Genomic DNA, 12,965 nt, shown 5'->3' with positions numbered 1-12,965 from the left:
TTTAGATATTTAGCTCATCCTATTTTAAACCAAACATGAATAAAAAGATAATTTATATTGTCCTTGTAGCGCTCAGCATAATATCGGCGAAGACTGTAAACGCGCAAAAAAAAGCTGAAAAAAAATCAGACCCTTTAATAATGTGGGATGATAAACCCGCAAAAACATGGATGACTGAAGCTTACCCAATGGGAAACGGTCGTTTTGGCGGGATGGTTTTTGGCGGCCTGGCGCAGGAACATATCCAGTTCAACGAGATCAGCCTATGGACGGGTGATGAATCTGAAACCGGGGCTTACCAGGCCTTTGGCGATTTGTTTATTAATTTTATAGGTAAAGATACCAGTATGGCTATACCTGCTAATTACCGCAGGCAACTGGATATCAGCAAAGCCATTCAGCAGGTAGCTTATGCTGATGGAGGAGTAGCTTACAAACGCGAATACTTTTGCAGCTTTCCGGATAAGGTAATGGTATTGCATTTTACTGCCGATAAAAAGGGAGCTTACTCTGCCATCATCGGCCTTAAAGATGCCCATGGATCAAAAGTTACGGCCAATGGTACGGTACTGCAAATAGAAGGTAAACTGGAAAATGGCTTAGCGTATAATGCATCCATCGTTGTGAAAACAGAAGGAGGCACAGCCATTGTTGAAAGTGATGGCAAAGGTGGTACACAGCTTAACATCAACCAAGCTAATGGTTTTACTGTTTTGCTTTCGGCAGCAACAGATTACAGCAACAAACGCGAACAACATTGGCGTGGAGAAGCGCCGGGTATCAAAGTAAAACAAAACCTTGATGCAGCATCAGCTAAAACATACCTGCAATTATTTAATAACCATTTGCTGGATTATAAAAGTTTGTTTGGCAGGGTAGCTATAAACCTGGGTACAACACCCGCGCCAATAGCGGCCGAACCAACCTATAAACGTGTTATTGATTATAAAAAAGCTGCCGATCCGCAACTGGAAGCGCTGCTTTATCAATATGGGCGTTATTTGCTGATCAGCTCATCAAGGAAAGGCGGGTTGCCTGCCAATCTGCAGGGGCTTTGGAACGAGAGCAATAACCCGCCATGGCGCAGCGATTATCACTCCAATATCAACATTCAGATGAACTATTGGCTTGCCGAGCCCACAAACCTTTCTGAATGCCATATTCCTTACCTGGATTATATCAACAGCATGCGCGAGGTTAAAAAGGAAAGTACAAAAAAAGAGTACCCCGGTGTGCGCGGATGGACAGTGAAAACCGAAAATAACATCTTTGGCGGCTCAAGCTTTTTGTGGAACACTCCCGGCAGCGCATGGTACGCCCAGGGCATTTGGGAACATTATGCTTTTACAAGAGATAAACAATATTTGCAAAGCTTTGCTTACCCTGTTCTTAAGGAGATAGTTGAGTTTTGGGATGATCATTTAAAGCGCAGACCCGATGGTACACTTGTATCGCCTTTGGGCTGGTCGCCAGAACATGGCCCTACAGAAGACGGTGTAACTTATGATCAGGAAATAATTTACGACCTGTTTACCAATTATATTGAAGCAGCGGATGTTTTGGGCGCCGATAAAACCTATCGGGATCATGTAGCTGATATGAAAGAGCATCTACTAAAACCTAAAATTGGCAAATGGGGCCAGTTACAAGAATGGGAAACAGATCGTGATGATCCGAAAGATACGCACCGGCACTCATCAAACCTTTTTGGCTTGCATCCCGGCAGGCGCATTAGCACAATAAAAACGCCCGAACTGGCACAAGCAGCTAAAGTAAGTTTATTGGCTCGCGGCGATGTATCAACAGGCTGGTCAATGGCCTGGAAAATGAACTTTTGGGCACGATTGCAGGATGGTGATCATGCCTATAAAATCCTGAACAACTTTATAACGCTGGCAGGTGGCTCGGGTGTTAATTACAACGAGGGTGGGGGAGTTTATGCCAACCTTTTTTGCGCGCATCCGCCTTTTCAGATAGATGGTAATTTTGGCTATACCGCAGGCGTTACAGAAATGCTTGTGCAAAGCCAAACAAACGAAATTCAGCTATTACCTGCCTTACCCAAAGCATGGTGGAGTGGTAATGTACAGGGCCTGCGTGCCCGCGGCGATTTTGAGATCACTAATATGGAATGGAAGAATGGCAAAATTGCAAAGCTTACAATTAAATCATTGGCAGGCGGTGTTTGTAATTTAAGATCGCCTAATGCTTTAAAAAACAATATTGCAGGCTTAACGGGTAGTCAGGAAAATGCCGACTTTAAATATAGTTTTAAAACGCAAGTGGGCCAGTTGTATAGTTTCTCGGCAGTAAATTAAAAGAATCAATTATATAACTTTTGGGGTAGATTGGATTTTTTTAGATCACAAAATTGATACAAAGCTGATTTGCTGGTATGGATGTATCCGCTTCTTTTTTTATCGTGTTGATTATAAATGATCTATTACCGAATAATATATGTGGATGCAAGGCTAAACCCGGTTTAACAAGTGGATTATCCATCTTTTTCAAAGGTTTATCCATTTTTTGAAATGCAATAACCCGATACATTTACCCCTGACCAATAAAACAAATTCAAACAAATGCAGCATATTTTAATACAGGTACAAAGCCCGGCTTTGGATCAGTTGAAAATAATTTGTCTGTTCAAACATTAAGAGATATAACCATTGAATAATACAATAAAGCTGAAGAGTCAATGCTAAAACTTAAATATTTAATTACCCTGTTACTTTCAATCACTGCTTTTTCGGCCTTAAAAGCAGAGGATAAAACTAATCTGTGGCAGGGTTTTGAAAAAGTACAACTAAAATTTGGAGGTTACGATGCATATTACGTAAAGCCTGCCCATCCATTGCCGGGTAATCCATGGGTGTGGCGTACGTCATTCCCCGATTGGCATACCCAAATGGATAGTATCCTGCTGGCAAAAGGATTTTATGTTGCTTTTATCAATGTAGATAACCAGTATGGCAGCCCCGAGGCCATGAAGTTTTATGATGTGTTTTACACCTACCTCACCAAACAGCAGGCCTTTGCGCCAAAGGTGGCCCTCGAAGCCGTAAGCAGGGGCGGTTTATATGCTTATGCCTGGGCTAAGCGCAATCCCGATAAAGTAACCTGTATTTACGCCGAAACTCCTGTTTGCGACATTAAAAGCTGGCCCGGCGGTAAACTAAAAGGGCCAGGAGATGCAAACGCCTGGAATGAATTAAAACGGGTATATCATTTTACAGAGGACCTGGCCATTGCCTATAATGATAACCCTATTGATAACCTGGAAGGCCTGGCATCGTTCAGGGTGCCTGTTTTGCATACTATAGGTCTTGATGATAAGTTAGCCCCACCTGCAGAGAATAGCGATGTTTTGGCGAAGCGCTATATCACATTGGGAGGCCCTATCAGTATCCATCCTGTAACACAGGGACCAATGGAATTGCAGGGGCATCACTTTAAGGTTGATCGCCCGGCTTATTATGCTGATTTTATTTTCAATAACTCATACCCGGTACAAAAAATACTGCCATATAGTGATTATGTTAAGGTTGCAGGCGGGTTAAATAACTTTTATTACGCAGCAACGGTAAAGAAAAAGGCCACCGTATCTTTTTTGGGAGGCTCTATCACCTTTAACCCGGGCTGGCGCGATAAGGTGTGCAAGTACCTTAAAGAAACTTATCCCGAAACTGATTTTCATTTCATAGCAGCGGGCATCCCGTCATTAGGCAGTCTTCCGCACGCATTCAGGGTTCAAAGAGATATTCTTGATTCTGGCAAAACCGACCTGCTGTTTGTAGAAGCAGCAGTAAACGACAGGGGCACGGATAGTACTACACAAGTACGCGCTTTAGAAGGAATAGTGAGGCATGCAAAGCTGACTAACCCGATGATGGATGTAATTTTTATGGCGTTTGTCGATCCTCAAAAAATGGATAATTATGCCAAAGGCAAGGTGTCGCCCGAGTTATTGAACCACCAGATGGTTGCTACGCACTACAACCTGCCCTATGTTAACCTTGCGCTTGAAGTTAATGATAAGATAAAAAACAAGGAATTAACCTGGGCCGATGATTTTAAAGATATCCATCCATGGTACCATGGGCAGGAGATCTATTTTGAAAGCATCAAGGCGTTGTTACAAGCCAGTATTTTGGCTGAGTATAAACAACCTTTTAAAGCTGCTTTACCCAAACCCATTGATAAGGCAAATTATAATAACGGAAGCTATTACAATATCGCCAATGCCAAACTGGATAAGGGCTGGGCTATCAACCCAAACTGGAATCCAAAGGATGGCCTTTCCACCCGCCCCGGTTTTGTTGATGTGCCGATGCTGATCTCGACCGAGCCTGGCAGCGAACTAACCTTGCCTTTTAAAGGTACAGCCGTTGGTATTGCTGTAGTGGCCGGGCCCGATGCCGGTATTATATCCTACTCGGTTGATAATGGAGCTTACAAAGAACTTGATCTGTTAACCGAGTTCTACAGCTGGATCCACCTTGGTGTTTATCATCTGCTTGGCGATAACCTGAGTAACGGTAACCATATATTAAAAATAAAGATCAGCGACAAAAAAAATAATTCGAGCAAGGGCAACGCCTGCCGGATTGTTAATTTTTTTGTAAATAATAAATAGTACAACCTAATTAATTTAAACTATACCATGGAGAAAAAAGCAGGGCTCATCATAGCTCTTGTGTTAAGTACATGTGTTTCAATTGCCCAACAGGTAAAAAACGCTGCACCGCTTAAAACGCCCAAGGCGGTTATGGATCAGTTTATGGATAAACGTTTTGGTATGTTTATCCACTTTGGCCCGGTTACCCAGCGTGGTACCGAAATAGGCTGGAGCCGCAATGACCAGGTACCCGAAGAAGATTACGACAACCTGTACCATGAATTTAACCCAACATTATTTAATGCCGATGCCTGGGTGAAAGCCGCAAAGGATGCCGGGATGAAATATTTAACCATCACCGCCAAGCATCATGATGGTTTCCTGTTATGGCCAAGTGCTTTTTCTGATTACAACGTTTCCAAATCACCTTTTAAAAGAGACATCGTTGGCGAACTTGCCAGGGCATGTAAAAAACAGGGTATAACTTTTTGTATCTATATGACCGTGCTTGATTGGCACGACAAGGATTACCCGATAGATAACCCTCATCACCCTGAAATAAATGCCAGGAAAGGGGATATGACCGCTTTTAAAACCCGCATGAAAAACGAGTTGAAAGAAGTGATCACCAAATACCACCCGTTTATGCTTTGGTTTGATGGTTATTGGGAAAAACCATGGACAACAGAAGATGGCAAAGAAATTTACAGCTATATTAAAAGTGTTGATGCCAATGTTGTTGTAAACAACAGGCTTGGAAAAATAAGCGATAAGCTGGATGGCGATGCGGTAGGTGACTTTTTAACACCTGAACAAACAATAGGCAAATTAAACATGGATGAGCCGTGGGAAAGCTGCATCACAATTTGTAACCAATGGGCCTGGAAACCTAACGACGGGATGAAATCTCTTAAACAGTGCATCCAAACTTTAGTAACATCAGCATCGGGCAACGGTAACCTGCTGTTTAACGTTGGTCCGGCTATGGATGGCCACATGGAGGCCCGGCAGGTAGCCCGTTTAAAAGAGATGGGTAACTGGCTAAAACAGAACGGCGAAGCAATTTACGGTACACATGGAGGGCCATATGTGCCAACTGCCGAATACGGTTCCACGCGTTTTGGCAATAAAATATACATCAACATTTTTCAACACAAGGATAGCACATTAAACATCCCATTACTGCCTAATGTTAAAATACTGAAATCATATTTCCTTAACGGTAATGCGGTAGCTATCAAATCTGATAGAAGAGGATATAGGATAGAGTTGCCAGCTACCTTGCCCGATGAAAACTGCTCTGTAGTAGTGTTGGAGCTGGATGTAAATGCAATAGATATTCCCGTAATAAAATCATAACAAAACCTGATGAATTTAAAATTTATTATACCGGGCGCAACAGCGTTCTTATTAATATCAACCATCACTTTTGCACAGCAAAAGCCGCTTACTTTGCATTACGATAAGCCAGCGTCCAGATGGGAAGAAACGCTTGCATTGGGCAACGGTCGCCTTGGGATGATGCCGGATGGAGGAGTTGCTAAAGAAAATATTGTACTAAATGATATTACCTTATGGTCCGGCTCCCCGCAGGATGCCAATAACTACGATGCCTATAAAAAGCTACCACAAATAAAGGAGCTTTTATTAGCAGGTAAAAATGTAGAAGCGCAGGCTTTGATAGATAAGGATTTTGTTTGTAAAGGTCCCGGTTCGGGCGGTAAGCAATGGGGTTGTTTTCAAACCCTGGGTAATTTAAACCTGGAGTTTGATTATAAAGGCGCCGATGCTTCAAAATTTACCAACTATGAAAGGGAACTTTCCCTTGATAATGCCATAGCTAAAAGTACTTATACCGTTAATGGCGTTACTTACAAGCGTGAGTACTTTACCAGTTTCGGCGATGATGTGGATATGATCCGCTTAACGGCCGATAAACCTGGTCAGCTAAATTTTAGTATTGGTATCAATCGCTCGGAAAGATCAGTTACAACAACCGATGGCAACACCCTGCAAATGGCAGGTAGATTGGATAATGGTACTGATGGTAACGGCATGCAATACATTGCCAACGTTAAAACAAAGCTTATTGGCGGTACTTTAACCCATACAGCAAACAGCCTTGTAGTAAAAAATGCTACCGAGGTGATCATTTATATTTCTGCAACTACTGATTTTAAAGATCCTGCCTTTAAAGCAAAAATGGAGCAGCATTTAGCCGCCGCCATGAAAACGAGTTATGCATTGCAAAAACAGCAGCATATAGCCAAATTTCAAAAACTGTTTAACAGGGTAAGCATCAATTTAGGCGAAGGTAATTCAACCGAAACTACCGATCATCGGCTGATTAGCTTTCACAAAGCACCTGCGGATGATAAAGGCCTGCCAGTTTTATTTTACCAGTTTGGCAGGTATTTAAGTATTTGCAGCACACGCATTGGTTTATTACCACCCAATTTGCAGGGTTTGTGGGCCAATGAAGTACATACTCCCTGGAATGGTGATTACCACCTGGATGTAAATGTGCAGATGAACCACTTCCCAGTAGAGGTTTCCAATTTATCAGAATTAAACCTGCCATTGGTTGAGTTGGTGCGCGGCATGGTTAAAAATGGCGAGCGCACTGCAAAAGCTTATTATAATGCCGATGGCTGGGTGGCCCACGTAATTACCAACGTTTGGGGATGGACAGAACCCGGCGAAAGCGCCTCATGGGGCGTAACCAAAGGAGGTTCGGGCTGGTTATGCAGCAATATTTGGGATCATTATGCTTTTACCAACGATAAAAACTTTTTGAAAAGCGTATATCCAATTTTAAAAGGATCGGCCCAGTTTTATAACAGCATCCTGGTTAAAGATCCTAAAAGCGGTTATATGGTTACCGCGCCATCCTCATCTCCCGAAAATAGTTTTATGATGTCCGACGGCAGCGGCCAGCATGCGAGTATCTGCATTGGCGCCACCTTTGATAACCAGATCATGCGCGAGCTGTTTACCAATGTAATTACTGCATCAGAAACTTTGGGTGTTGACGCAGATTTTCGCGCCCAGCTGAAAAAAAGGCTTAAAGAAATTCCGCCTGCAGGTATCATCAGTAAAGATGGCCGTATCCAGGAATGGCTGGAAGATTATAAAGAGACCGAACCACAGCACAGGCATATTTCCCATCTGTACGGTATCTATCCGGCATCGGAGATCACGGCAGATGGCACACCTGAACTGGCAGAAGCCGCAAAGAAAACCCTTAACGTACGCGGCGACGATGGTCCAAGCTGGTCCATCGCTTATAAGTTATTGTTCTGGGCGAGATTACATGATGGTAACCGGGCCTATAAACTCTTTACCGAAATTATGAAACCAACCACAAGTACTGGCATCAACTATGGTGCAGGTGGTGGTATTTATCCAAACCTTTTATCTGCAGGGCCGCCCTTCCAGATAGATGGTAATTTGGGTACAACTGCTGGCATTGCCGAAATGCTTATCCAAAGCCATGAAGGTTATATCAACCTCATCCCTGCCATACCCGATAGCTGGAAAGCATCAGGTGAAGTAAAAGGCTTACGGGCACGCGGTAATTTTACAGTTGATTTTAAATGGAAAGATGGTAAAGTAATCAGCTACCGGGTTACATCAACCACACCACACAAGGTGAAAATAAAGGTTAACGGAATAATGAAGGAAGTAATGGCAGTGAAGGTTTAAGGCTTTATCTGTTTTAACAAACAGCTCGTCATTGCGAGGTACGAAGCAATCTCTTTGCTATACAGAGCGGCTATAACATGGCCGACTTGCCAATGTAGAGATTGCTTCGTGCCTCGCAATGACGTGTGAATGAAGTATAAAAGAGTTATTAATAAAATTTAAACGGTCTCTTAAAAGGAATTAATGAAGATACTTTATAAGCTAATTACAGCTTTTTTATTGACGATTGTGTTGCCCGTTATCACGCAGGCATCCATCCATAAGCAAACCACAACCATAACCATGCCTTATGGCAAAGGCAATACCATTGTTTATGACCTTAAAACCGGCAATTACAATGTTTATCATGGCAAAGCGGCAATATTCTCCAATATCAGCTCAACCTTTAAAATAAAGGATGTAGCGGTTTCTACTACCGATGCTCTGTCGCGAAAATATACTACCACCGTTATCAATGATGGCTTTGGTAAAGGCGAAAAGCATGTAATAACCATAACCGGAAACAACCTTGCTAAAATTGAGCAGGTGTTTTATACCTATCCCGGGAAAGAGTTTTTCCTTACACAGATAGTATTGTCAGGAAAAAGCCTGAGCAGCAATTCCATCATGCCTTTTTCGGGCAATATACCAGTTGTTACCGGCGACGTCCGCAGCATCTTTGTTCCTTTTGATAACGATACTTTTATTCGCTATAATGCAAAGGAGTTTAAGGCTCCGTTCAGCAATACCAGCGCCGAAGTTGGTGCCGTATATGATAACACTTCGCGCAATGGTTACATTGCCGGCTCCATTGAGCACGAAATATGGAAAACAGGTATTCGTAGTACATCAAAAAATGATAGCGGCAACAGATTGCTGGTTTGGAGCGGCTATACCGATGTAAATGTAACCCGCGATCACATAGATCACGGCGACGTTAAAGGTGATGTTGTAAAATCGCCTAAGATTTTTGTAGGCTACTTTGATGATTGGCGTACAGGTATGGAAGAATATGCCAAAGCCAACCGCATTGCCGAACCCCCTGTTGTTTTTAACTGGACAAATCCAACACCCGTGGGCTGGAATAGCTGGGGCGTAATGCAGGAAAAACTGAACTATGAAAAGGCCACCAAAGTAGCCGACTTTTTTGCTGATAGCCTGTCGGCGTTCCGTACAGGCAACACGGCTTTTATCGATCTTGATTCCTATTGGGATTTTATGTTGAAAGGCGGTTTGGAAGGCGATTACAGTAAGCTAAAAGAGTTTGCCGATTACTGTAAAAGCAAAGGGCTGCAGCCCGGAGTATACTGGGCGCCGTTTACAGACTGGGGCTGGAAAGATGGTCCCAACAGAAAAGTAGCCGGATCAAATTATACTTATGGAGAAACCTGGACAAAAGTTGGTAAAGGTTTTCATGAAATTGATGGCGCCAGAGCTGTTGACCCTACGCACCCAGGTACGCTGCAACACATCGACCTGGTTATTGGCAAACTAAAGGAATGCGGCTTTAAAATGATCAAGATTGATTTCCTGGGCCATGCCACTGCCGAATCAACCCATTTTTATGATCCCACGGTAACTACCGGCATGCAGGCTTACCGCAAAGGGATGGAATACCTCATCAATAAACTCGGCGACCAGATGCTTATCTACGCCGCTATATCACCCACACTGGCTACAGGAAGATATGTGCATACCCGCAGAATTGCCTGCGATGCTTTTAAAAGTATCGATAACACCCAATACACATTAAATAGTGTAAGCTATGGCTGGTGGCAAACCTATTTGTACAATTACGTTGATGCAGATCATGTGGTATTAGCAACAGAAAGTGAAGGTACTAACCGCGCGCGGATGTTATCGGCAATGATAACCGGTACGTTTATTACAGGTGATGATTTTTCGGTACATGGGCAGTGGAGCGCAAGGGCCATTGCATGGTATCAAAATTCCGAAATATTAACGGTGATAAAAAATGGTAAAACTTTTAAACCAGTTGAAGGCAATACCGGTGAAAATGCCTCTGAAATGTTTACCCAAAAAATCGGGAATTGTATCTATATTGCCTTGTTTAATTATGGCAATAAACCCAAAACGTTTGCTTTTGATAACAAACGTTTAGGATTAAACCCAACCGCATCATATGAAGTTCATGAACTGCTGCAAGGCAATACCATAAACCCAAAAACAAGCTTTAAGCTGGGCGGAAGCGACGCGGCATTGTATAAATTTGAGATCAAAAAATAACCAAAATCATAAAGTGAGAAGAACACAAAAAACATTCCTGGTACCTGTTTGCTTTACGCTGGCAAGTTTGTTATCTGCAGCGACAGCAAGTTTCGCTCAAACGGTAACTATCCCTGTAGAAACACAAAATAACGCGCTGGTATTGCAAACCGATGCCGAGAAAAACCTTAAAATGGTTTATTTCGGTACAAAATTGAGTAATGCCAAAGAGTACGAACAGATCCTGAAAATGTATCATCAGGCTGATGATTCGGGCGTTCTTAATGATGCTTATATGCCATCCGGTTCGGCAAGCCTTGCCGAGCCTGCTATAACGGTTACACATGCCGATGGCAATAAATCACTTAACCTGGTTTATGTAAGCCACGCCGTTACTAAAATTGATGAAGATGTCAGCTTATTAACCGTAAAACTGAAAGATACTGCTTATCCTTTTGAAGTTACCCTGTACTATAAAACCTATTTTAAGGAAGATGTAACTGAACAATGGTCGGTTATAAAACATGGCGAAAAGGGCACTGTAACGCTTAATAAATTTGCTTCTGCAAATTTAAACTTAAAGGGTGATGGCTTTTGGCTGAAACAATATCATGGCAACTGGGCTTCTGAAATGCAGCCCGAAGAAGCAAAATTGACTCACGGTATTAAAACCATCGATAGTAAATTGGGCACCCGTGCCAATTTATATGAGCCATCCATGTTTATGGTATCTATGGATAAACCTGCTACCGAGGATGAAGGTAAAGTAATGCTTGGTGCGCTGGAATGGTCGGGTAATTTTAAGATCGATCTGGAATTGGATGTTTCTAATAATTTGAGGGTGATTGCTGGTATAAACAATGCCGCATCAGAATATCACCTTAAACCTGCCGAAGAATTTACTACTCCGGCACTGGTTTATACCTATTCAAACCATGGCAAGGGGGATGCCAGCCGTAAATTACAACGCTGGGCCCGCAAATATAAAATTGTTGATGGCGAAGGCGAAAGACTTACCCTGCTGAACAACTGGGAATCAACTTATTTTGATTTTAACGAAACCAAACTGGCTCAATTATTAAAAGATACCAAAAAATTAGGTGTCGAATTGTTTTTGCTGGATGATGGCTGGTTTGGTAACAAATTCCCCCGTAACGGTGATGTTGCCGGGCTTGGGGATTGGCAGGAAAATAAACTGAAGCTGCCAAACGGCATCAGTTCGCTGGTTAAAGAAGCGCAGGCAGATGGCGTGAAATTTGGTATCTGGATTGAACCGGAAATGGTTAACCCAGCCAGTGAATTGTATACCAAACACCCTGATTGGGTAATTAAACAACCCAACCGCCCCGAAAAATATTTCCGTAACCAGCTGGTATTGGATCTTTCCAATCCGCAGGTGCAGGATTTTGTTTATGGGATAGTTGATAACTTGTTTACCAAAAATCCAGATCTGGCTTATATTAAATGGGATTGTAACGCGGTGATCTATAACGCGTATTCGGCTTATTTGAAAAAAGATCAGTCGCATTTATATATTGACTACGTACGGGGGCTATATAAGGTACTTGAACGCGTAAGGGCGAAGTATCCAAAGGTTCCTTTAATGCTATGTTCTGGTGGCGGCGGTCGTGTTGATTATGGTGCGCTTAAATACTTTACCGAGTTTTGGCCAAGCGATAATACCGAACCGCTGGAGCGTGTTTTTATCCAATGGGAGTACTCGTTCTTCTACCCGGCTATCACCAGCTCAAACCACGTAACAGATTGGGGCAAACAGCCATTAAAATTCCGTACAGATGTGGCTATGATGGGTAAATTAGGTTTCGACATTGTGGTAAGTAAACTAAGCGAGCAGGATCTTTCATATGTTCATGGTGCACTCAAAAATTATGATTACCTGAAAGAAGCCATCTGGCACGGCGACCAATACCGCCTTCAAAGCCCCTGGGATAATGATGCCGCATCTATTATGTATGTAAATGATGCCAAATCAAAAGCCGTAGTATTTAACTATTTGGTTAATAACCGTTATAATGCGGGTACCAAAGTGCCTGTCCGTTTAAAAGGCCTCGATCCGCAGAAAAAATACCAGGTTAAAGAGATCAATCTTTATCCCGGCACCAATTCAACTATAGGTAATGATTTGACGCTTACCGGCGATTTTTTAATGACCGTTGGCATCAACCCTGATGTTAACGCCGGCAGAACAAGTGTTGTTTTGCAGCTCGACGAAGTTAAGTAACAAGGTTGTTATGTAACAAGGCTGCAACAGTTTAAAATAAACTGTTGCAGCCTTTGTATTTTAGCCCCTTAGTTTAATTACTGTCAAGCATACAGTCTAAAGTAGTTAGTTTACAGTCAAAAGGATATTTATTCATCTTTTGGCTAAAACTGATAACTGTAGAACCAAGACTGCCTAAACAATTGCAATAGCTGC

General features: G+C 42.5%; 6 protein-coding genes. All 6 read left to right on the top strand.

The window, feature by feature from the left end; genetic code table 11:
• Positions 1–35 precede the first annotated feature (35 nt).
• Positions 36–2,318 (top strand): glycoside hydrolase family 95 protein, encoded by a 2,283-nt coding sequence (locus tag AC1DYB_RS24110; RefSeq protein ID WP_477438670.1) that lies wholly within the window; start codon positions 36–38, stop codon positions 2,316–2,318.
• A gap of 380 nt (positions 2,319–2,698) precedes the next feature.
• Positions 2,699–4,636, top strand: a complete 1,938-nt coding sequence (locus tag AC1DYB_RS24105; protein ID WP_477438668.1) for an SGNH/GDSL hydrolase family protein — start codon at positions 2,699–2,701, stop codon at positions 4,634–4,636.
• A gap of 27 nt (positions 4,637–4,663) precedes the next feature.
• Complete coding sequence (locus tag AC1DYB_RS24100; protein WP_477438666.1) at positions 4,664–5,977, top strand: alpha-L-fucosidase; 1,314 nt, start codon at positions 4,664–4,666, stop codon at positions 5,975–5,977.
• Positions 5,978–5,986: 9 nt separating this feature from the next.
• Positions 5,987–8,323 (top strand): glycoside hydrolase family 95 protein, encoded by a 2,337-nt coding sequence (locus AC1DYB_RS24095; RefSeq protein WP_477438664.1) that lies wholly within the window; start codon positions 5,987–5,989, stop codon positions 8,321–8,323.
• 183 nt (positions 8,324–8,506) lie between these two features.
• Positions 8,507–10,549, top strand: a complete 2,043-nt coding sequence (locus AC1DYB_RS24090) for an alpha-galactosidase (protein WP_477438662.1) — start codon at positions 8,507–8,509, stop codon at positions 10,547–10,549.
• Positions 10,550–10,562: 13 nt separating this feature from the next.
• Positions 10,563–12,770 (top strand): alpha-galactosidase, encoded by a 2,208-nt coding sequence (locus AC1DYB_RS24085; RefSeq protein ID WP_477438660.1) that lies wholly within the window; start codon positions 10,563–10,565, stop codon positions 12,768–12,770.
• The last annotated feature ends 195 nt before the right edge of the window (positions 12,771–12,965 follow it).

The sequence above is a fragment of the Mucilaginibacter sp. P2_A4 genome (assembly GCF_056405015.1).
Note: the sequence above shows the minus strand (reverse complement) of the source record. Positions and strands in the feature narration are given on the sequence as shown.

What these genes read in the sequence shown, in the direction of transcription:
- AC1DYB_RS24110 (WP_477438670.1), top strand. Translation starts at nt 36, where the DNA reads ATGAATAAAAAGATAATTTATATTGTCCTTGTAGCGCTCAGCATAATA.
- AC1DYB_RS24105 (WP_477438668.1), top strand. Translation starts at nt 2,699, where the DNA reads ATGCTAAAACTTAAATATTTAATTACCCTGTTACTTTCAATCACTGCT.
- AC1DYB_RS24100 (WP_477438666.1), top strand. Translation starts at nt 4,664, where the DNA reads ATGGAGAAAAAAGCAGGGCTCATCATAGCTCTTGTGTTAAGTACATGT.
- AC1DYB_RS24095 (WP_477438664.1), top strand. Translation starts at nt 5,987, where the DNA reads ATGAATTTAAAATTTATTATACCGGGCGCAACAGCGTTCTTATTAATA.
- AC1DYB_RS24090 (WP_477438662.1), top strand. Translation starts at nt 8,507, where the DNA reads ATGAAGATACTTTATAAGCTAATTACAGCTTTTTTATTGACGATTGTG.